The sequence below is a fragment of the Croceimicrobium sp. genome (assembly GCF_965228705.1).
GTDB lineage: Bacteria > Bacteroidota > Bacteroidia > Flavobacteriales > Schleiferiaceae > Croceimicrobium.
The window spans coordinates 3333125-3354766 of sequence record NZ_OZ245832.1; the positions used below are offsets into that span (position 1 = coordinate 3333125).

General features: G+C 44.9%; 15 protein-coding genes. 13 read left to right on the forward strand and 2 right to left on the reverse strand.

Annotated features, from left to right (window positions below):
- Window position 1: 1 nt before the first annotated feature.
- Window positions 2-379, reverse strand: a complete 378-nt coding sequence (locus ACO05P_RS14920; RefSeq protein ID WP_210757407.1) for a response regulator transcription factor — start codon at window positions 377-379, stop codon at window positions 2-4.
- A 106-nt stretch (window positions 380-485) separates the two neighbouring features.
- Between ACO05P_RS14920 and ACO05P_RS14925 the strand changes: the two genes are divergently transcribed.
- The 6 genes from ACO05P_RS14925 (at window position 486) to ACO05P_RS14950 (ending at window position 11389) form a co-directional block, all read left to right on the forward strand.
- Window positions 486-1238, forward strand: a complete 753-nt coding sequence (locus ACO05P_RS14925) for an SIR2 family NAD-dependent protein deacylase (RefSeq protein ID WP_421752046.1) — start codon at window positions 486-488, stop codon at window positions 1236-1238.
- A 77-nt stretch (window positions 1239-1315) separates the two neighbouring features.
- The gene (rimP, locus tag ACO05P_RS14930; RefSeq protein WP_421752047.1) at window positions 1316-1783 is read left to right on the forward strand and encodes a ribosome assembly cofactor RimP; all 468 of its coding nucleotides are present in this window, start codon (window positions 1316-1318) and stop codon (window positions 1781-1783) included.
- 14 nt (window positions 1784-1797) lie between these two features.
- On the forward strand, window positions 1798-3033 hold the full coding sequence (nusA, locus tag ACO05P_RS14935; RefSeq protein WP_421752049.1) for a transcription termination factor NusA: 1236 nt from the start codon (window positions 1798-1800) through the stop codon (window positions 3031-3033).
- Between the two features lie 14 nt (window positions 3034-3047).
- Window positions 3048-6029 carry a translation initiation factor IF-2 gene (gene infB / locus ACO05P_RS14940; protein ID WP_421752050.1) on the forward strand — a complete coding sequence of 994 codons (2982 nt, stop codon included), beginning with the start codon at window positions 3048-3050 and terminating at the stop codon, window positions 6027-6029.
- A 147-nt stretch (window positions 6030-6176) separates the two neighbouring features.
- The gene (locus ACO05P_RS14945; protein ID WP_421752052.1) at window positions 6177-6554 is read left to right on the forward strand and encodes a helix-turn-helix domain-containing protein; all 378 of its coding nucleotides are present in this window, start codon (window positions 6177-6179) and stop codon (window positions 6552-6554) included.
- A 92-nt stretch (window positions 6555-6646) separates the two neighbouring features.
- Window positions 6647-11389: an HYR domain-containing protein gene (locus tag ACO05P_RS14950; RefSeq protein ID WP_421752053.1), complete on the forward strand. Its 4743-nt coding sequence runs from the start codon at window positions 6647-6649 to the stop codon at window positions 11387-11389.
- A 100-nt stretch (window positions 11390-11489) separates the two neighbouring features.
- On the opposite strand, the gene ACO05P_RS14955 is transcribed toward ACO05P_RS14950, so the two are convergent.
- Window positions 11490-11903, reverse strand: coding sequence for a hypothetical protein (locus ACO05P_RS14955; protein ID WP_421752054.1), 414 nt, complete (start codon window positions 11901-11903; stop codon window positions 11490-11492).
- 173 nt (window positions 11904-12076) lie between these two features.
- Here ACO05P_RS14955 and ACO05P_RS14960 point away from each other — a divergent pair, with 173 nt between their 5' ends.
- Genes ACO05P_RS14960 through ACO05P_RS14990 form a run of 7 tightly spaced genes read left to right on the forward strand, consistent with a single transcriptional unit; the run spans window position 12077 to window position 21611 of the window.
- Window positions 12077-13315: a c-type cytochrome gene (locus tag ACO05P_RS14960; RefSeq protein WP_421752055.1), complete on the forward strand. Its 1239-nt coding sequence runs from the start codon at window positions 12077-12079 to the stop codon at window positions 13313-13315.
- Window positions 13316-13337: 22 nt separating this feature from the next.
- The gene (locus ACO05P_RS14965; protein WP_421752056.1) at window positions 13338-16469 is read left to right on the forward strand and encodes a TAT-variant-translocated molybdopterin oxidoreductase; all 3132 of its coding nucleotides are present in this window, start codon (window positions 13338-13340) and stop codon (window positions 16467-16469) included.
- A gap of 13 nt (window positions 16470-16482) precedes the next feature.
- Window positions 16483-17883, forward strand: a complete 1401-nt coding sequence (nrfD, locus tag ACO05P_RS14970) for an NrfD/PsrC family molybdoenzyme membrane anchor subunit (protein ID WP_421752058.1) — start codon at window positions 16483-16485, stop codon at window positions 17881-17883.
- Entirely contained in the window at window positions 17870-18415 is a 546-nt protein-coding gene (locus ACO05P_RS14975) for a DUF3341 domain-containing protein (RefSeq protein WP_421752060.1), read from the forward strand. The genes nrfD and ACO05P_RS14975 overlap by 14 nt, the downstream gene beginning before the upstream one ends.
- Complete coding sequence (locus ACO05P_RS14980) at window positions 18408-19052, forward strand: c-type cytochrome (RefSeq protein ID WP_421752062.1); 645 nt, start codon at window positions 18408-18410, stop codon at window positions 19050-19052. Before ACO05P_RS14975 ends, ACO05P_RS14980 begins: the two co-directional genes overlap by 8 nt.
- Window positions 19053-19088: 36 nt before the next feature.
- Entirely contained in the window at window positions 19089-20558 is a 1470-nt protein-coding gene (locus tag ACO05P_RS14985) for a quinol:cytochrome C oxidoreductase (RefSeq protein WP_421752064.1), read from the forward strand.
- 24 nt (window positions 20559-20582) lie between these two features.
- Window positions 20583-21611 carry a cytochrome c oxidase subunit II gene (locus tag ACO05P_RS14990; protein ID WP_421752065.1) on the forward strand — a complete coding sequence of 343 codons (1029 nt, stop codon included), beginning with the start codon at window positions 20583-20585 and terminating at the stop codon, window positions 21609-21611.
- Window positions 21612-21642: the final 31 nt, after the last annotated feature.

Consider the following 21642-nt stretch of genomic DNA (forward strand, 5'->3'; position numbering starts at 1 on the left):
TTTATTTTTTGCTGTTCTTGAGCAGCTTTTTGATACGTACTGAAAGTTCGTTCGGGCTGAATGGCTTGGTCATAAAATCGTCAGCACCCAGATCGAAAGCCTTCAATACGGCAGTTTCGGAGTTTAAGGAGGTGAGCATCAATACCGGTGCATCCGTGCCTCTTTCTTTCAGGATTTTCACTAATTCGAAACCACTGATGAAGGGCATCATGATATCACTGATGATAATGTGGTATTCCTCACTTTCAATTTTTTGGATGGCTTTCTCACCATCTTCTGCTGTGTCTACGTCGTAGCCGTCTTTGGTTAATTTAAAGGCCAAAGCGTCCCGAATCAAAGGCTCGTCGTCTACAATCAGAATTTTTGCTTTATCACTCATGACATTTACTTAATTGGGCGGAACTATACCGAGATCAAAATTATCTTTAGAATTTGGGAGTGCGGCTAATATTAGACGAAAGGTCCAATTTTAAAGATATAGCGCTATGCGAAATCGGGATCAAACCACCGAGAGGGTACATCAATTTTTAAAGTCGGCTCAATTTACGACATCCGACCATATAATAATATTCTCGGGTGCAGGAATGAGTGCCGAAAGCGGGATAAGCACCTTTAGGGAGAAAGGCGGGTTATGGGAGGAGTATGCCATTGAGGAGGTTGCCACTCCCGAAGCATGGGCCCGCGATCCGCAGAAAGTCTTGAATTTCTACAATATGCGTCGCAAACAATTGCTAGAGGTGGAGCCCAATGAGGGGCATTATGCTATTGCGGAGTTACAGCGGGAATTCAACTTGCAGGTAATTACTCAGAATGTTGACGATTTGCACGAGCGAGCAGGAGCAGAGGATGTGCTTCACTTGCACGGTGAACTGCGAAAGGCGCGCAGTACAGCTCATCCGGATCAGGTATATCCAATCGAAGGTTGGGAACTTAATTGGGGCGATCATTGTGATTTCGGTTCACAATTACGGCCCCATGTGGTTTGGTTTGGAGAAATGGTACCCGCCATGGATGAGGCGATAGCTTATCTGGAGGATTGTGCATTAATGATTGTAATTGGTAGCTCCTTGCAAGTGTATCCTGCGGCTTCTTTAGTGCAGATGATTAAATCAACATGCCCGGTGATTGTAATTGATCCGCAGTCGGTTCAAACCTACGGTACTGGCCCCTTGCTGCATCTCGAAAGTGGAGCATCGGAAGGTATGAACTTGATACAGTCTGTTTTAAAGTCTTTTTAGAAAGGAATTTAAGTGTAATAATTGTATATTTGCGGCCACTTTTGAGGGGACACGTGTCCCCTCTTTTATTAGGCTACATGATCGATTCGCAAAAAGTACGTGCTCTTTTAGAGGCTGGTTTGAAAGAACAGCAGGCCTTTTTAGTGGATTTTCAGATTGCTGCCGGCAACATTATTCAGGTTACGGTAGACAAAATGGAAGGCATTAACTTAGAAGGTATAACGGCTATTTCGCGCGCTATTGAGCATAATCTCGACCGTGAGCAAGAGGACTTTGAATTACAAGTGAGTTCACCCGGAGTGGGCAGTCCTTTGCAGGTTGAAGAACAGTATGTTCAAAATATTGGTCGCGACTTAAAAGTAAAGACCAAGGACGGCGAAAAATTTAAAGGCGAATTGGTAGATTTCAGTGAGGGAATTTTAACCCTCGAATGGAGTGAGAGAGTGCCTAAAGAAGTGGGTAAAGGAAAAGTAACGGTTAAAAAAGACGTGAAACTAAACCTGCAGGATATAGATGAAGCGCGGGTTCAAGTCAGGTTCAATTAAGCATAAAGGCTATTATGGAAAATCAGGCTATCATTGAAAGTTTTGCCGAATTTAAAGATGAAAAGAACATCGATCGGGTTACCCTGATGGCGATTCTTGAAGATGCTCTGCGTAATCAATTGCGCAAGAAGTACGGCAGCGACGATAACTTTGATATCATTGTGAACCCCGACAAGGGGGACCTGGAGATTTGGCGAAATCGAATGATTGTTGCCGATGGTGAAGTAGAGGACGAAAATACTGAGATCGCCCTTTCGGAAGCCGTGAAGATTGAGCCCGACTTTGAAGTGGGTGAAGAGGCTTCTGAAGAATTGAAATTGATTGATCAAGGTCGCCGTTTTGTGTTGGCCTTCCGTCAGAACCTGGTGCAGAAAATCCAGGAGCACGACAATAGCATTATCTATAAGAAATACAAAGATCTGGAAGGTGAGATCCTTACGGGAGAAGTACACCATGTGCGTCCTCGTGCGGTAATCATTTATGATGATGATCAGAATGAACTGATCCTGCCTAAGGATCAACAAATTCCTCGTGATTTCTTCCGCAAAGGAGATACCATTCGCGCGGTAGTACGCGATGTAGATTTGCGTGGTACCAAGCCAGTTGTTATCCTGTCTCGTACGGATGAGCGTTTCTTGGAAAAACTTTTCGAGCAAGAAATCCCCGAAGTGTTCGACGGATTAATTACCGTGAAGAAGGTAGTGCGCGAGCCAGGTGAGAAGGCGAAAGTTGCGGTGGAGTCTTATGATGATCGTATTGACCCAGTGGGTGCCTGTGTAGGTATGAAAGGGAGTCGTATTCATGGTATTGTTCGTGAGCTCGGCAATGAGAATATCGACGTAATCAACTACACCAATAATGATCAACTGTTGATTCAGAGAGCTTTAAGTCCAGCGAAGATCAGCAGCATTGTATTGGATGAAACCAATAAGCGTGCAGATGTTTACCTGAAACCAGATCAAGTATCTCTGGCGATTGGTAAGCGCGGGCTTAATATTAAATTAGCCGGACAATTGACCGGTTATGAAATCGATGTATACCGTGATGTGGATGAGGATGAGGACGTAGAATTAACGGAGTTCTCTGACGAAATCGAAAGCTGGGTGATCGATGCTTTAAAATCAATTGGTTGTGATACCGCAAAGAGCGTGTTGGAACTGTCAGTAGATGAGTTACTTTCGCGGACCGACCTGGAAGAAGAAACCATTGAGGACGTACGCAGTATATTGCGTGCCGAATTTGAAGAATAATTTAAATCAATTTCATGACTGAAAAGTCGCTACGACTTAGTCAATTAGCTAAAGAGTGCAATATCGGAGTGAGCACTGTATCTGAATATCTCGAGGAACTCGGGATAGAGGAGAAGTTGCGCCCCAATACTAAAGTGTCTGGTGAGTATATCCAGAAGGTATTGGAGAAATTCGCTCCCGATAAAGCCAAGAAGGAAGCCTCGGAGGAGGTAGTGCGTCAAAAGCAGCAGGAGAAAGAAGCCATGCTGCGCGAAAGGGAAGAAAGCAAGCCTGAAGGTAAGCGTGAACCCGAGAGCATTGAGCGCCCTACTTTGAGTGGTCCTAAAATGGTAGGTAAGATCGACCTCGATAAGGCCGGTAAACCTGCTCCAGCTGAGGAGAAAACTGAGGAAAAGGCCGAGCCTGCTCCAGAAGTAAAAGCGGAAGAAAAGCCAGCTCCTAAGGAAGAGCCCGCTGCTGAAAAGGTAGAAGAGGCTCCGGTTAAAGAGGAAGCTCCTAAAATTGAAGAAGCGCCTAAGGAAGAAGCGGCTCCTGAAGTGAAGGCCGAAGCGCCCAAGCAAGAGGAGAAGAAGGCCGAACCGGAACTTAAGGATGAAGCTCCTAAAGAAGAAGAGGTTCCCGCCGAAAGTCCAGCGCCAGAAGGAGAAGCTCCTAAGGAAGTGAAGGAAGAGGCCAAGGAAGAAAAGCCTGCTCCCAAAGCTCCCGCTTCTGAGAAAAAAGCTGAAACTCCGAAGGAAGAAGTGAAAGCAGAAGCTCCTAAAGAGCCCAAGGCAGAAGCTAAAGCTGAGGAGAAAAAAGAGGAGGCACCAGCGGAAAAGAAAGCCGAAGAAGGTACCTCTGATACCATTAAAACTAAGTACGAGAAGCTTAGTGGGCCTAAGTTTACCGGTGAAAAGGTAGACCTCTCAAAATTTGAGAAAAAGCCTAAGAAGAAAGTAGCTTCCAGTACGGACAATAAGGATGATCTGAAGAAAAAGCGGAAACGCAAGCGGATCAGTACCGATTCTAATTCCAATTCCAATCAGCAGGGCAACCGTCGCGATACTAATAACAATCGTCGTGGTCGTGGTCGTAAGCCAGAGCCCAAGCAAGAGTTAACGGAGGAGGAAGTACAAAAGCAAATTAAAGAGACCCTCGAGAAATTAACCGGAGGTCGTAAGAATAAAGGTGCCAAACTGCGTCGTGAGAAACGTCAGGAGCGTCGGGAGCAAGATGCTCTGAACGAAGCGATGCAGCAGGAAGAAGATATGGTACTGAAGGTAACAGAATTTGTTACCGTGAGTGAGTTAGCTACCATGATGAATGTAGCGCCTACTCAAGTAATTTCTTCTTGTATGTCGCTGGGAATGATGGTAACCCTAAACCAGCGTTTGGACGCCGAAACTCTAACCATCGTGGCCGAAGAATTTGGCTATCAGGTAGAGTTTGTGGATAGTGAAGTGTCGGATGCCATTGTAGAGGAAGAAGACAAAGCTGAAGACTTAAAGCCCAGGGCTCCGATTGTAACCGTAATGGGACACGTTGACCATGGTAAAACTTCATTGCTTGACTACGTTCGTAAAGCCAATGTAATTGCCGGTGAGAGCGGGGGTATTACCCAGCATATCGGTGCATATTCGGTAGAATTGGAAAGTGGTCAGCATATTACCTTCCTGGATACTCCGGGTCACGAGGCCTTTACCGCCATGCGTGCACGGGGAGCGAAAATTACCGACGTTGCTATTATTGTAATTGCGGCGGACGATGCGGTAATGCCTCAAACCAAGGAAGCTATTTCTCACGCCCAGGCAGCAGGTGTGCCGATCGTATTTGCCATTAACAAGGTAGATCGCCCCACTGCTAACCCCGAGAAAATTAAAGAGCAATTAGCCTCAATGAACCTCCTGGTGGAAGACTGGGGTGGTAAAATTCAATCGCATGATATTTCGGCCAAAACCGGAATGGGCGTGAATGAATTATTAGAGAAGGTATTGCTCGAATCTGAATTATTAGATCTTAAAGCTAATCCCGATCGTCGCAGTAGCGGTGCCGTAATTGAAGCCTCTCTGGATAAAGGTCGTGGATATTTGGCTACCATCCTCGTACAAAACGGTACCCTACGAGTTGGGGACTATGTACTGGCGGGTCAGTATAGTGGTAAAGTAAAAGCGATGCTCGATGAGCGTGGCCATCGTTTGAAAGAAGCAGGTCCTGCTCGTCCGGTAAACATCCTCGGTTTGGATGGTGCTCCTCAAGCGGGTGACGGATTTGTAGTAATGGAAGACGAGCGCGAAGCCAAGAACATCGCGGCCAAGCGTACCCAACTGCAGCGTGAGCAAAGTGCCCGTACTCAGAAGAACCTTACTTTGGAAGAAATTGGTCGTCGATTGGCGGTGGGTGACTTCCAGGAATTGAACGTAATCGTTAAAGGTGACGTGGACGGTTCTATCGAGGCCTTGAGCGACTCCTTACAGAAATTATCGACCGAAGAAATCCAGGTGAATATTATTCACAAGGCTGTAGGTCAGATTTCAGAAAGCGATATTCTCTTAGCCGCAGCATCCGATGCCATTATTGTTGGCTTCCAGGTACGTCCTTCTGCGAATGCCCGTAAGCTGGCAGAGAAAGAAAGTGTGGATGTACGCTTGTACTCTATCATCTACGATGCGATCAATGAGATTCGCGACGCGATGGAAGGTATGCTTTCTCCAGATGTGAAAGAAGAAGTGGTATGTAATGTGGAAATCCGCGAAACCTTCAAGATCTCCAAGGTGGGAACTATTGCTGGGTGTTACGTGCTGGACGGAACCATTACACGAAATACCAAGGTTCGCATTATCCGCGATGGTGTAGTAGTATACACCGGTGAGCTGGCTTCACTGAAGCGTTACAAAGACGATGTGAAGGAAGTGAAGAAAGGCTTCGAATGTGGATTGAACATCAAGAACTACAACGATATCAAAGTAGGAGATATCATCGAAGGTTACGAAGAAGTAGAGGTGAAGAAGACCCTCTAAGTCTTACTAACTATAGTATTGCAAAGCCGTCTCGGTTAAACCGAGACGGCTTTTTTATTGATCCTAATAATTACTAGGTTTCGAATACAAGTTTTTGTTTACTAAGGCTTTGCTGTTATACTTTCAGGTGTTGAACCAATCAAATCCATGGATCGCCTGAGTTTTTTTTGTGATGAGAACAAGGGAATACTTACTCCTCATCAAATTGAGTTTTGCCGGAAGTTGCACCTCATTATGAATTCCTTTCATGGTGATGCAGATTTTAATGCCAGTAAACTTGCAGAACATCTTGATTTAAGCCGGCGGCAACTCTATCGGGAGATGGAGCGAATTGGTTATACTCCCGCTCCCTACATTCGGGTTTTTCGAATGGAAAAGGCAAAAGAGCACATTAGCAGTAATTCGGTACGCCGAGTAAAGGAATTGGCTTATCGAGTAGGCTATAAAAGTGCCGAAACCTTTAGTGATCATTTTTATCAGCATTTTCAAATTCGCCCTTCTGAATTGCTACGAGAAGTAGCATAGTGTCACAAAAGAAGGGGCTTCTTGTCACAAAATCAGGGCTTAAAGGGAGTGCGGGCTTCGTAGATTCGGGATTCATCTAAAAATCCCCATTTATGAAACCAAACAAACTCTTTTTTACGGCCTTGTGTGCCTTGGGGCTATCCTTTTCGGTAGTCGCCCATGGTGTGCAGGTTCGTTGGAACATTGTTCCTTCTACTGGTGCTATCCGGGTATGGATTGAGCACTGGCACGGAAATGCCGCGGGCAGCGGAACTTACTCCAGTTTCCCCCTCAATATTCAGTATACCATTGGTGGTGTTACTAGCTCCCAAACCTATTATGGTGCAGGTGCCGTAGACGATACCCATTGGTCTAATTTGCCCGGAGGTGGCGGATCAAGCACCTATCTTACAGGATGTGGTAGTCTGCAAAACACCTATGGCGATTGGGTGTATTGGGATTTTAATCCCCCAGCCTGTAATACGCCGGTTAGCCTAACCATTATTAGCGGCCCTAGTGCGTATACAACAGAAGCTTGTGGTAGCTTGTATCCGGTAACCATAAACTCCAGTTTTAATGATAATACCGGACCGGCAATTACGGCTAATGATATTACTGTTGCGCCTTCAACGGCTAGTTGTGGTGCGGTTGTAAATAACTACAATGTAAGTGCAGTTGATGCCTGTGGTGGAACGGTAAGTACCAGCTACAGCATTGCTCCTGGATCTACTTTCCCGCAAGGAACTACTCCGGTAACAGTAAGTGCTACCGATCAATATGGTAATACTTCAACTTCTAGCTTTAATGTAATTGTGGCCGATAATCAGGCTCCAACCGTGCTTACCCAAAATGCAACGCTAAGTCTGCAAAATGGAACTGCGAGTATCAGTGCAGCCGACATTGACAATGGCTCTTACGACAATGCTTGTGGCGGAATTGCCAGCATGTCGGTTAGTCCGAATAGCTTTGATTGTTCGAATATTGGACCTAATAATGTATGGTTAACTGTAACCGATATTTACGGGAATACCGCCACCGGTTCGGCTATGGTAAACGTTACGGATCCGGTTGCCCCTAGCATTAATGGTCCAGGTAATATTACGGTTACCGCCCAAACCGGAAGATGTTTGGCAGAAGTAAATTACAGCGTTATTGCCAGTTTGTACTCTTGTGCCATTCAACAAGATTTATCAAGCTCCCCTGCTGCTGGTTTAGCGTCAGGGTCCAGTTTCCCCTTAGGAACTACTACCAATAGCTTTAGTGTAACGGATGCCCAGGGAAGAACGGCAAACTACAGCTTCGATGTTACCGTAGTACAACCTAATCCTGTAGGAGTAAATGCAGGTAACGATCAAGCCATTTGTGTTGGTGGAAGCACGCAATTAAATGCCAGTCTTTTTAATCTGCCAGCTGGTTCTGGAACTTCGAATAGCAGTACTGCGCTCTGTTTGTATGATGCTAATGGAGGCAGTTGCGGATTTGGAACCAATTTGTGTAGTGATGGCTATAATTGGTTTTATAATAGTGGCGTGTCTACTACCTATCAAGGCGGTGGGACCTTAAGCAGTTTGGATGTTAATCTATATTATGCCAATTGTGATTACAATTCCAGCATTAGCATTTCCGTAAATGGTACCAGCGTGTATTCTTTTAGCCCAGCTTATTCCTGTTATTGCGATGCGATTAATTATGGCTCTTATCCCAACAGCATTAGTCTTTCTGCGACTCAATTGGCAGGAGTTTGGAATCCGGGTGGGAATAATACTATTTACGTTCATTTTAATGGCCAGGTGGCCGTGGCAGGTGTGCAGGCAATCGTAAATGCCAGTACTTCAAGCTTTAGCTGGATTTCCGGACCAAACATTGCTGACGCTAATGATCCTAATACTACAGTTAGTCCAACCGCTACCGCAGATTATGTAGCTCAGTATACTACGGCCGAGGGATGTATGGCTACCGATACAGTAACCGTAAGTGTTAATCCTTTGCCTACTGTAAGTCTGGCGAACTTTAATCCTATTTCCTTCTATGCTAGTCCTATAAACTTAAGCGGTGGTAGTCCTGCCGGAGGAGTGTATAGTGGTGCTGGAGTAAGTAACGGAAGCTTTGATCCCGGAGCTACCAGTATTGGTTTACAAACTATCTATTATACCTACACGGATGCTAATGGATGTAGTAATACCGATTCGGCTACGATCGATGTGATTCCATGTAATATCCAACTTACAGAGACCCATAGCAATGTATCATGTCCTGGTGGTAACGATGCGGGCATTGACCTAACCACTGCGAATACCAATAATGGTGAAAGTTTTAGCTGGACTGGTCCCAATGGATTTACCGCGAGTACGGAAGATTTAAGTGGCTTGGCTTCCGGAACCTATACCGTGGTAGTTACTGATGGTAATGGATGTACTGAAACTTTATCCGTAGTGATTGTCGATAATCCGGATAATACGGCTCCAACCATCCTTGCTCAAAATGTAAGCATAGTATTGGATGCCAATGGTACGGCAACTATTCAAGGTCCTGCTACCAGCACCCCGGTATTTGATGGCAGTTTTAGCAATGAGCCTACAGGTTATAATCTTACGAGTATGACCGACTGGACCGTATTGCATGGCAATGTAGATGTGGATAATTTTATCAGTTCCAGTGCCAGTGGTCGTACTATCGATTTAGCCGGTAATGCCAATGCAAAGATCGAATCCAATGGATCCGTAAATCTGCTCCCGGGAGATTATGTAATTAATTTCAAGCATTTAAATAATGCCGGATCAGGCGAAAGCTCAGACCAGTTTAGACTAACCATTGGTACCGCCTATAGCCAGGTTTTTACTTCTACTAATAGTCTGAAAAACGAGAGCATCAGCTTTACAGTTAATGCTTCGGAAACTGCTAAAGTTACTTTGGAACAATTGGGAACTTCGGATGCCAGCGGTTGCTTTGTGGCCGACTTAATGTTGGAGCGTATTATTCCGGGTACCTTCTTAATAGACGGTGGTTCCTATGATAATTGCCAATTAGTCTCATTAACCGCTAGTCAGGTGACCTTTGATTGTTCTGATCTTGGGGCTAATACTGTTGTTCTTGTGGGTCTTGATGGCTCTGGAAATACAGCCAGTGCTTCGTCGGTAGTTACCGTAGTTGATAATATGGCCCCAATGGTAGTAACTCAAAATATTGCGGTGGCTTTGGATGCCAATGGTACAGCGAGCATTAGTGCCGCTGACATTGATAACGGTAGTAGCGATGTATGTGGAATTAGCTCCATGTCGGTAAGTCCATCCAGCTTTAGCTGTGCGGATGTTGGCGCGCAAACCGTAACATTAAGCGTAAGCGATGCTAGTGGTAATCTTGCTACCGGCACTGCGACTGTAACAGTTTCGGATGGCATTGCTCCATCTGTAAGCACTCAGAATGCCGTTGTTTATTTGGATGCAAATGGCAGTGCTTCTATCAGTGCCAATGATATTGATAATGGTAGTGCAGATGCTTGTGGTGTGGCTACTTATAGCTTAGACAAGGATCAATTCGCTTGCGCTGATTTAGGGATGAATACCGTACAATTAACGGTGACTGATGTAAATGGAAATAGCGCAAGTGCATCTGCTACCGTAGAAGTGCGTGATGCTATCATGCCAGTGATCAGTGGCATGCCTGCCGATATTGCTATTGTGCCTCAGCCTAATGATTGTAGTCCAGCAGTTAGTTGGACAGCACCTACTGCCAGTGATAATTGCTTAGTAAGCTTAAGCAGCAGCCATAATCCTGGAGATAATTTCAATGTGGGAACCACCACAGTTACCTATACGGCTACGGATGCCGCCGGAAATAGTGTGAGCGCAAGCTTTACTGTTAGCGTGAATCCAACTCCGGTAAGCGTTTCTTTAAGCTCACCCACATACATAGGTGGTGATAATATCAGCTGTAATGGAGCGGCGGACGGTAGCATCGATTTAAGCGCTAATGGCGGATGTGAGCCTTATACTTATGGATGGAGCAATGGTTCCAGTGCCGAAGATTTGAACGCACTTACGGCTGGTACTTATAATGTAATTGTTACCGATGCCAATGGTCAAACGGCCAGTGCTTCCATTACTTTAAGCGAACCCGCTCCGGTGGCTGCTTCTGCATCCAGCAGTGGATACCTTTCTGGTAATGGTGTAACAGGTACTACCTTATACCTGGGTTATGGTCCTCAAAGCATTAATTTGAGTGCTAGTGCTACTGGTGGTCATGGCCCTTATGCTTATTCTTGGTCTAATGGGGCCAGTACTGCAGCTACTTCGGTTAGCCCTACCGCCACTACCACTTATACTGTTACCGTAACGGATGTTAATGGTTGTAGCGTAAGCACCAGCCTGGTGGTAGATGTGGTTGATGCACGCTGTGCTGCAGGCAATAGCAATGGCAAGGGTCGTGCTAATAATGGCAATGGCAATGGTGGTCAGTTGACCAAGGTTTACGTTTGTCACCATGGCAATACCATTTGTATAGATTCCAGTGCAGTGGCCAGCCATTTATCAAATCATAATAATGGAAACCATTCTTGTACCCTGGGTGCTTGTAACGGATCTTCCAAGCATATCGATGCACCTTCAGCCTTCGACTTCTCAGTATATCCTAACCCGAATGATGGTTTATTCCAGGTACAAATTGAAAGCGCCAAGGAGCAAGATCTGCGATTTGTGATTACCGACCTGCAAGGAAGAATAATCGAGATTCGTGATGATTTTGTGGTAGCCGGTATTACCGAGTTACGTTTTGATCTAAGCAACTACGCAACCGGAGTATATCTTCTGGAAGTTGTAGGAGCGGAAGAAAAACAAATCAGCCGCATCATTAAAAACTAATCCCAAAAAGGAGGGTAAAGGAAACCCGGGCCAATGGTCCGGGTTTTTTTGTTGCATAAAAAAAGCCCGCAATCGCGGGCTTTTAAAATTGTGAAGAGGTTTAATCGACTTTAGGATAGTCTATCTGTGTGGCAACCACGAAACTACCGGGAAAAGCATCGATTATGGATTGAAGAAATGCTTCGGCTTCCAGGCGAGTTCTAAAATTTCCAACCTGGGTTTTATATTCAGGAACTTCATAAAGAAGATAAGCTTGCATTTTGGGGTAATCCCGCAGAAATAGGCCTCTTCGCTCGAGGCAGTCGTTTTTGCGACCATTAAAAATTTGAATGCGAAATCCCGCTATTTGAGGGTATTTTTTGGCTTTAGCTTTATAGAGGTAGAGTAGATTATGCACCGATTCGGACATCTCTACACTCACTTTTGCTTGGGCTATGGTTGGGTTTTCATTGCTCTGGGCCTTCATGGTCAGCGCGCAAGAAAGTACAAGGCTTAAGGCGAGGAATCTTAACATTTAGTACATTGTTTGCGGCAAAGTTAAACTTTTTAGCCTGCTTCGGAATGAGGTATTTTTAGGTTATTTAGACCTATTTTAAATTAGAAGTGCTTTAAGTCACCTCTCTTAGAAACGGCTTTAAACTTTAAATTTGCGCACCAAACTAGACATCTATCCATTATAGGTTCTTTATGAATAAAAGAAGTACTCTCAGGCTCTTTTCGCGATCCCTACTGGTGCTCATGATCTTAGCCGCACCCGGTCGAGCCTTGGCTCAAGATATCGAGGGCGATGCTGCGAATGGTAAATCGATATTTAATTCTCAATGTGCCGCCTGTCACAAGCTCGACAAGAAGGTGGTAGGTCCAGCTCTGGGTGATGTTACCCAGCGTCGGAGCACTGAGTGGTTAGTGTCCTGGATCAAGGATAACGCGGCCTTACGGGCCAGCGGTGATGCGGATGCAATTGCCATTTTTGAGGAATTCAATGGTTCGGCAATGCCGGCTTTCCCTCAATTATCTGAGCAAGATATTAAGGATGTATTGGTGTACACTATCGAAGGTACTGAGTCAGTAAAGGTGGATCTAAGTACAGAAACTACACCGGTAGAAGCTGAAGCTGACAATACTGTTTATCTCTACATTTTAGGTGTATTGCTCCTCTTTATGGTAGTGCTCTTAGCACGCGTTAAGAATACCTTGAAATTGGTAAAAGGTCAGCCTACCACTACCATGATGGAGGATGCCAATGTATTTACCCGCACGGCCTTAAAGAATCCTCGTGTGGTTACCGTTTTAACCATTTTTATCGCGGTGGTATTCTTCCAGCAGTTGTATGTGAATCTTATGGCTGTAAACGTAGATACAGGATATCAACCTTCTCAGCCTATTAAATTCTCTCACGAATTACACGCGGGTCAGAACCAAATCGACTGTAATTATTGCCACAGCGGAGCGCGCAAGTCTAAGCACTCCAATATTCCTTCCGCGAATGTTTGTATGAACTGTCACATGTATGTGAGCGAAGGACCTAAATACGGTACTGAAGAAATCTCTAAAATCTACGATGCCGTAGGTTGGGATGCTGAAAAAGGTGCTTATATCGAAGATTACGAGCAGAAGCCAATCAAGTGGGTGCGTATCCACAAATTACCTGACTTGGCTTACTTCAACCACTCTCAGCACGTAACTGCTGGTCAGATTAAATGTCAGACTTGCCACGGTCCGGTTGAGGAAATGGAAGAAGTGTATCAGTACTCTGATCTTACCATGGGATGGTGTATTAACTGTCACCGCGAAACCAAAGTACAGGTTGAGTCTAACGACTACTACGAAGAAATGCATGCCAAGCTCAAAGAGAAGTATGGAGCAGACGCCAAAGTCACTGTAGAGATGATCGGCGGATTGGAATGTGGAAAATGTCATTATTAAAAAGCTAAATCTCCAAACAAGAATGGCTGAAAACAAGAAATACTGGAGAGGGATTTCAGAACTTGAGAATCCGGAATTAGTGCAAAACTTGTCCGAGCAAGAATTCCCATCAAATATTCCAGCAGAAGAGTTTTTAGGAAATCAGGATAATCTGGAGAGTACCCATACTTCTCGTCGTGATTTCCTTAAATATATGGGCTTCACCACTGCTGCCGCTACCCTGGCCGCTTGTGAATCTCCCGTTTACGAATCATTACCTTATGTAGTGGCCCCCGAGGAGATTATTCCCGGGATTGCTAACTACTACGCGACCAGTTATTACGACGGTCATGATTATGCCTCGGTATTAATCAAAACCCGTGAAGGTCGTCCTATTAAAGTAGAGAACAACCGCGAGGCTAAAATGAATGGTGGGGCTAATACCCGTGTTCATGCTTCCGTGTTGAACTTATACGATGCTACCCGTCTTCAAAATCCAATGGTAAAAGGAGAGAGCTCAGATTGGGCTAGCCTGGATGCCGGAGTGAAGAAAGGTTTATTAGCGGCTGAAGCGGCTGCTAAGCAAGTGGTGGTATTAACTTCTTCTGTGATCAGCCCTTCTCAAAAGGCCCTGATCAAGAAATTTGGCGAGAGCTACAGCAATTTCCGTCATGTAAGCTTCGATCCAATGAGCTACTCCAATAAATTGGATGCTTGGAAAGAAGTAACCGGAAAACGTGCTTTAGGTCTTTACAATTTCGCTAATGCTAAAGCGATTGTATCGGTAGGTGCCGACTTCCTGGGCGACTGGGTTGGTCAATCCGTAGCGGGCGATTATGCGAAGAACCGCGTACCTGGTGAGGGTATGTCTCGTCACTTCCAATTCGAAGCCGGTCTTTCTTTAACCGGTTCCAATGCCGATAAGCGTCATAAAGTAAAAGCTGCCGAATACGGTGCGGTATTAGTGGGTCTTTACAATGAGATTGCTTCCGCCAAAGGAATGGCTACTGTTTCAGGTTCTTCAGTATTGAAGTCTGAAGTGAAAGCCGCCGCTCAGGAGTTATTGGCAGCTGGTAAAAACGGATTGGTAGTATGTGGTGGTAACAGCAAGGCCAATGAGCACTTGTGTATTGCCATCAACCAAATGTTAGGAAATACTGAGGTAACTGTTTCTCATAAGAATCGTTCTTACCTCCGTCAAGGTGATGATAAAGCTATCCAGGCTTTAATCGCCGATATGAAAGCAGGTAATGTAGGTGCGGTAATTACCCACAACTTGAATCCTGCTTATGTTTTATCTGGAAATGCTGATTTCAAAGCTGGCTATGCCAAGGTACCAACTACGGTAGCCGTAAGCATGAAGTCGGATGAAACCGCTAAGCTTTCTGCATTCGTAGCCGCTGAAAATCACTACCTCGAAAGTTGGGGAGATTTCAGTCCTGCGGATATGCACTACAGCTTGCAGCAGCCTACCATCAAAACCTTATTCAATACTCGCCAGTTTGAGGATTGCCTCATGAGCTGGTCTGGAATGGGTGGTTCTTACCTGGATTTCATCAAGTCGAATTGGAATGCAGGTATCCTGGGATCTACCGATTGGACTAAGGTTCTACACGATGGTGTATTTGTGAAGTCATCTGCTGTAGCCGAAGAAATGGCTGCTGACACTGAAATGGAAGAAGGTGGAATTAGCATCGATGTTGCTGTTTCTGCTGCCGATGCCTTAGCTACTGCTAAAAAGGCTCCTTCCATGGAAATAAACTTTAGCCAGTTAACCGGTATGGGTGTGGGAACCATCGCTAATAACCCTTGGTTGTTAGAATTCCCTGATCCAATCAGCCGTGTATCCTGGGATAACTATTTAAGTGTAGCTGCTGCTGATGCGGCAGAACTAGGCTTAAAGAACTGGAACGAATCCAATGGTGCCTTAAACAGTTCAGTGGTAAACCTTCAGGTGGGTTCTAAAACCCTAGAGAATGTTCCGGTATTCATTCAGCCAGGACAAACTATTGGTACTGCTTGTTTAGCCGTAGGCTTTGGTCGCGATGGCGCAGGTGAGGTGGCCGATAAAGTTGGGGTTAATGCTTTCCAATTGATGGGCATGGACCACAGCGCCGAAGTTAAAATTAGCCCGGTAGAAGGCGCAGAGCACAAGTTCGCTTGTATTCAGTTAGCGCATACTATGATGGGTCGTGATATCGTAAAAGAAGTAAGCTTAAATACTTTCTTGAACGAGCCTGCTCAAAACGGTCATGATGGCTGGAATGAGCCTCCAATCTTTAATACTTACAAAGGACCATTAGTTGGTGATGAAGTAAACCTCTGGGACGATTTCGATCATGAAACCGGCCACATGTGGAATATGTCTATCGACTTAAACCTTTGTAATGGATGTGGCGCCTGTGTTATTGCTTGCCACTCTGAGAATAACGTTCCGGTTGTAGGTAAAGATGAGATGCGTAAGCACCGCGATATGCACTGGTTGCGTATCGACCGCTATTACAGCTCCGATGTTACCAAGGAAAACGCAGATGAATTAGGTTACGAAGGAATTGGTCTTTTAGGTAAGGGTGCCACCGATATGTATGCGGATATGGAAAAACCTTCTGAAAGCCCAGAAGTATTCTTCCAGCCTGTTATGTGTCAACACTGTAACCATGCCCCTTGTGAAACTGTATGTCCGGTTGCGGCTACTACTCACAGTTCGGAAGGTTTAAACCACATGACTTACAACCGTTGTATTGGTACACGTTACTGTGCCAACAACTGTCCTTATAAAGTACGTCGCTTTAACTGGTTCCAGTACCATGACAATACCATGGGTATGTTCAAAGAGAACTACGCCATGAATGAAGACTTAGGTCGTATGGTATTAAACCCCGATGTAACCGTGCGTTCTCGTGGTGTAATGGAAAAATGCTCTATGTGTATCCAACGTACTCAGTTGGGTAAACTGGAAGCTAAGAAACGCGGTGTAGCACTGAAAGATGGTGATGTTCAAACTGCCTGTCAGTCTGCCTGTGATACCGGTGCCATTGTATTCGGTGATGTAAACGATAAGAAGTCTAAGGTATTTAACCTGAAACAAGACAAACGGATGTATCACCTTCTGGGTTCTGTAGGAACACAGCCATCGGTATTCTATCAAGTTAAAGTACGTAACACAACAGCTTAATTTCGAGGAAAACATGCATTACGAAGCGCCAATACGCAAACCTCTTATTGAAGGCGACAAGTCCTACCACGACATTACGGTAGATGTAGTTCGTCCGGTAGAGTCTTCAGCGCCCAAATCCTGGTGGCTGGTATTTAGTTTAGCCCTCCTCGCTTTCCTTTGGGGAGTAGGATGTATCCTCTACACCATCGGTGTAGGTATCGGTACCTGGGGTTTGAACAAAACCGTAGGTTGGGCCTGGGATATCACCAACTTCGTATGGTGGGTAGGTATCGGTCACGCCGGTACACTTATTTCCGCGGTACTGTTGTTATTCCGTCAAAAGTGGAGAATGTCCATCAACCGTTCTGCGGAAGCGATGACCATCTTCTCCGTAATTCAGGCGGCTTTATTCCCCGGTATTCACATGGGTCGTATCTGGTTGGCCTATTTTGTGTTCCCAATTCCTAACCAATTCGGCTCCTTGTGGGTGAACTTTAACTCACCACTTCTTTGGGACGTATTTGCGATCTCTACTTATTTCTCGGTATCGGTAGTATTCTGGTATGTAGGTCTTATTCCTGACTTTGCCATGATTCGCGACCGTGCTGTGAAACCCGTACAGAAGCACATTTATAAGATCCTCAGCTTTGGATGGGGTGGTAAGGCTAAACATTGGCAACGTTTCGAGGAAGTATCCTTGGTACTGGCCGGCTTGGCAACTCCACTGGTACTTTCGGTACACACCATTGTATCTATGGACTTTGCTACTTCGGTTATCCCCGGATGGCATACCACTATTTTCCCTCCATACTTCGTTGCCGGTGCGATCTTCTCAGGATTTGCCATGGTACAAACCCTCTTGATCATCGTGCGTAAGGTGTTTAAGATGGAGCAGTACATTACCATTCAGCATATCGAGATGATGAACATCGTAATTATGTTGACCGGTTCGATTGTAGGTATTGCCTATATCACCGAGCTTTTCATCGCATGGTATTCTGGAGTAGAGTACGAACAGTATGCTTTCTTAAACCGTGCAACCGGTCCTTACTGGTGGGCTTACTGGAGTATGATGACCTGTAACGTATTCTCTCCACAGTTTATGTGGATCAAGAAATTACGTACCAGCTTAATGTTTACCTTCTTTATTTCGATTGTAGTAAACATCGGTATGTGGTTCGAGCGTTTCGTGATCATTGTAACTTCTTTGCACCGCGACTACTTACCATCAAGCTGGAGTATGTTCTCTCCAACTTTCGTAGACATCGGAATCTTTATCGGTACTATCGGTTTCTTCTTCGTTCTGTTCCTTTTATATGCACGTACCTTCCCGGTAATTGCTCAGGCCGAACTGAAGACCATTTTGAAATCATCTGGCGATAACTACAAGAAACTTCAAGAGAAACAAGAGCAAGAGCATGGCGAGCACTAATCAAACAATAATCAATGCACTGTACGACGACGACGATGTGTTGTTGTCTGGTGTGAAGCAGGTTCGCGAGAAAGGTCTCGAGATCCAGGAAGTATATTCTCCATTTCCGGTGCACGGATTGGACAAAGCGATGGGCTTAAAGGAAACCCGTATTGCCATTGCCGCATTTTTATACGGAACCTTAGGTTTAGCGACTGCGATTTCTCTTACCTATGGAATGATGATCGTAGACTGGCCTTTAAACATTGGTGGTAAACCAAGTTTCAGCTGGGGTGAGAACATGCCTGCCTTTGTGCCTATCATGTTCGAATTAACGGTGTTCTTTGCCGCTCACTTAATGGTATGGACATTCTTTTTCCGCAACAAGATTTATCCAGGCGCCAAAGCGCAGAACCCAGATCCTCGCACAACCGACGACAAGTTTTTAATGGAAGTGGTAGCTGGTGGCGACCACAGCAATGAAGATATTATGGCCCTGTTGAAAGATACAGGAGCTATTGAAGTAAGTGTAAATTCCGCTGAGCATGCTTAAAAAAGGTACTATCAATAAATTGTTCGCTTTTGGAGTAGCCGGTTTAATGCTGGTTGCTTGTAAGCAAGAAGAAAACCATCGCGGTTGGCAGTATATGCCCGATATGTATGATGGTCCTGCTTTGGAAGCCTATTCTCCTACCGATCTTTTCAGTGACAGTACTTCTGCACGTAAACCGGTAGAGGGTACAATTCCGCGTGGATTTATGAGCTATGAGCATTACAGTGCTGATGCTGCTGGTTACGATTCCGCGAAAGCCAATATGAATTTACCTGCTGGCTTTGTAGCCGATGAGCAAAGCATGGCTGAAGCCAAAGAACTCTATACCATCTTCTGCGCCCACTGCCACGGTGATAAAGGCGACGGTCAAGGGGTATTGGTGAAGAATGAGAAATTCTTAGGAGTACCTAACTATGCGGATCGTGATATCAATTATGGATCGATCTTCCATGTTATTACCTATGGAAAAGGAGTGATGGGATCCCATGCTTCTCAGGTAACTCCGGAAGAACGTTGGAAATTGGCCCTGTATGTAATGGAACTCAAGGAGGCAATGGCTGCACCAGCCAAGGAAGAAGCCCCTGCAGAGGAAGATGCTACTACCGCAGTAGCTGAAGAAGAATCATCAGAAAGCTGATAAACGAAGCATTAACAATCTTTAACGACCGCAGAGATGTTTGAATTTTCAAGCCGACTAAAAACCATTTCTTACGTACTGATCTTGATCGGTGCGCTTTCCGTAGGCTTCAGCTTTCTGGCTGGCGGAGGTCATCATGAAGATGAGCACGGAGAACACGCAACGATGCACGATGAGCATGCTGATCATTCCGATCATGCTGAGCATACGGATCACGCTAGCCATGATTCCCATGGTGAAGAAGCACATCACGAGACAGCCATACATCCCGCTTTAGTGCATGATGATATGCCGGAAACCAGCGACTTTAGCTATCATAAAGCTGCTTCTCGCGCCATCCCGGAAAACAACCATTTTTATACTTCACCCGAGCATCATGATGCTGAGCATATTCATCATCAACTTGAAAACAAGCCTTGGTCTAACCTTTTAGTAAACAGCTTTTGGGCTTTAGCTTTAGGATTAGGAGCCTTGTTCTTTATGGCAGTGCAATATGCTGCTCAAGTAGGTTGGTCAGCGGTGATCCTTCGTATCTTAGAAGCTATGTCTAGCTTTATTTGGGTACCCGGTTTGGTGATCTTAATCATCATCCTTACCGGATGGTTCCATATCGGTGGAAACCATGTATATCACTGGATGGCTGAAGGAATTATGAATCCTGAAAGTCCTAATTACGATGCGCTGATTGCAGGTAAAGAAGGATACTTAAATGGTGCTTTCTTCACCCTGAGAGCTTTGATCTATTTAGGTGGCTGGATTGGTGCCGCTTATATGTTGCGTAAGATGAGCTTACGTTTCGAGCAAGCTGGTGTAGACTACGCCAAAAACTGGGCTAAGATGCGTAACCTGGGTGCCGGATTCCTGGTATTCTTTGCGGTTACTTCTTCTACCAGTGCTTGGGACTGGATCATGAGTATCGATACTCACTGGTTTAGTACACTGTTTGGATGGTACGTATTTGCAACTATGTTCGTGTCTGCACTTACTGCCTTAATGATGATCGTGTTGTACTTGAAAGGCAAAGGTTACTTAGCTGAAGTTAACCAAAGCCACATCCACGATATTGCCAAGTTTATGTTTGCCTTCTCCATTTTCTGGACTTACCTCTGGTTCTCTCAGTTTATGTTGATTTGGTACTCTAATATCCCTGAAGAAGTAACTTATTACATGGCTCGCTTTGGTGAGTACAAAGGATTGTTCTTTACCATGTTGGTGCTTAACTTCTTGTTCCCAATCTTAGTATTGATGAGCCGTGATGCCAAGCGTAACAAAGGATTTATCTTCACCGCTGGTGTGGTAATTCTCTTCGGTCACTGGATGGACATCTTTATTATGATTATGCCAGGATCGGTTGGTAACAACTGGACTTTGGGTCTGGTACAAATTGGTACCATGCTCGGATTTGTTGGTCTGTTTATTAATGTGGTTTTCCGCGCCTTGAGCAAAGCTCCTTTGATGGCCAAGAATCACCCAATGTATGTGGAGAGTACCCATTTCCATCAATAATTAGAAAAGAAACACTAGTAATACATGGAGACTTTATTAGTAATCGTAGTAGCACTCCTGGCGGTTGCCGCCCTCACGCAGGCTGTTCGGATTTTTGAGATATCTTCTCAAATCAAAGGAACCGACACTGATGTAAAGGTTGACGATCGTGATAACAACACCCAGGGTTGGTTAATGATTTTATTCCTCGTGTTCTTCTTTGGCGCCTTTGCCTGGATGGTCAATGAGTATATGGATGTGACTTTACCGGTTGCAGCTTCTGAACATGGAGCGGATATAGACAACCTTTGGGATATCTCAATGGGCGTTATTCTGGCTGCATTCCTGGTGACCCAGCCTTTATTATTTGGATTTGCTTTTATGTTCCGTGGTCGTAAAAATCGCAAAGCGACTTATATGGAGCATAATAACCGTTTGGAGTTATTCTGGACTGGTGTTCCAGCGGTAGTTTTAGCCGGTTTGATCTTATACGGATTAACTACCTGGAGCAATGTGATGAACCCCGAAAATACCGAAGAGCCAATGGTAGTGGAAATCTACGCCAAGCAATTCGGATGGCAAGCCCGTTATGCGGGAAGCGATAATGAATTGGGTTATGCCAATGTACGCTTAATCGAGGGTGTAAACACATTAGGTGTTGATCCTAGTGATGAACATTCAGCAAATGATATTATCACCAATGAATTACACCTTCCTAAAGATCGTCCGGTAATTTTAAAGTTCCGCTCACAGGATGTAATTCACTCGGCTTATTTACCTCATTTCCGTGTGCAAATGAACTGTGTACCAGGTACTCGTACTCAATTCCAGTTTACCCCTACCATTACTACTGCAGAAATGCGTAGCAAACCAGAAATGATTAAAAAGGTAAAGCGTGTAAATGCTTTGCGTGCTGAGCGTGGCGAAGACCCTTGGGAATTCGATTACGTATTGCTGTGTAACAAGATTTGTGGTGCGGCGCACTACAATATGCAGTTAAAGGTTGTGGTTGAAGAAGAAGGAGCCTTCAACGATTGGATGAAGCAGCAGCAGACCTTTGCTGAAATGTTGTAAGAATTAGCTAGGAAAGTATTAAAGGACTGAA

Coding starts and splice junctions, on each gene's coding strand:
- ACO05P_RS14920 (WP_210757407.1), bottom strand. CDS start 379: ATGAGTGATAAAGCAAAAATTCTGATTGTAGACGACGAGCCTTTGATT.
- ACO05P_RS14925 (WP_421752046.1), top strand. CDS start 486: ATGCGAAATCGGGATCAAACCACCGAGAGGGTACATCAATTTTTAAAG.
- rimP (WP_421752047.1), top strand. CDS start 1,316: ATGATCGATTCGCAAAAAGTACGTGCTCTTTTAGAGGCTGGTTTGAAA.
- nusA (WP_421752049.1), top strand. CDS start 1,798: ATGGAAAATCAGGCTATCATTGAAAGTTTTGCCGAATTTAAAGATGAA.
- infB (WP_421752050.1), top strand. CDS start 3,048: ATGACTGAAAAGTCGCTACGACTTAGTCAATTAGCTAAAGAGTGCAAT.
- ACO05P_RS14945 (WP_421752052.1), top strand. CDS start 6,177: ATGGATCGCCTGAGTTTTTTTTGTGATGAGAACAAGGGAATACTTACT.
- ACO05P_RS14950 (WP_421752053.1), top strand. CDS start 6,647: ATGAAACCAAACAAACTCTTTTTTACGGCCTTGTGTGCCTTGGGGCTA.
- ACO05P_RS14955 (WP_421752054.1), bottom strand. CDS start 11,903: ATGTTAAGATTCCTCGCCTTAAGCCTTGTACTTTCTTGCGCGCTGACC.
- ACO05P_RS14960 (WP_421752055.1), top strand. CDS start 12,077: ATGAATAAAAGAAGTACTCTCAGGCTCTTTTCGCGATCCCTACTGGTG.
- ACO05P_RS14965 (WP_421752056.1), top strand. CDS start 13,338: ATGGCTGAAAACAAGAAATACTGGAGAGGGATTTCAGAACTTGAGAAT.
- nrfD (WP_421752058.1), top strand. CDS start 16,483: ATGCATTACGAAGCGCCAATACGCAAACCTCTTATTGAAGGCGACAAG.
- ACO05P_RS14975 (WP_421752060.1), top strand. CDS start 17,870: ATGGCGAGCACTAATCAAACAATAATCAATGCACTGTACGACGACGAC.
- ACO05P_RS14980 (WP_421752062.1), top strand. CDS start 18,408: ATGCTTAAAAAAGGTACTATCAATAAATTGTTCGCTTTTGGAGTAGCC.
- ACO05P_RS14985 (WP_421752064.1), top strand. CDS start 19,089: ATGTTTGAATTTTCAAGCCGACTAAAAACCATTTCTTACGTACTGATC.
- ACO05P_RS14990 (WP_421752065.1), top strand. CDS start 20,583: ATGGAGACTTTATTAGTAATCGTAGTAGCACTCCTGGCGGTTGCCGCC.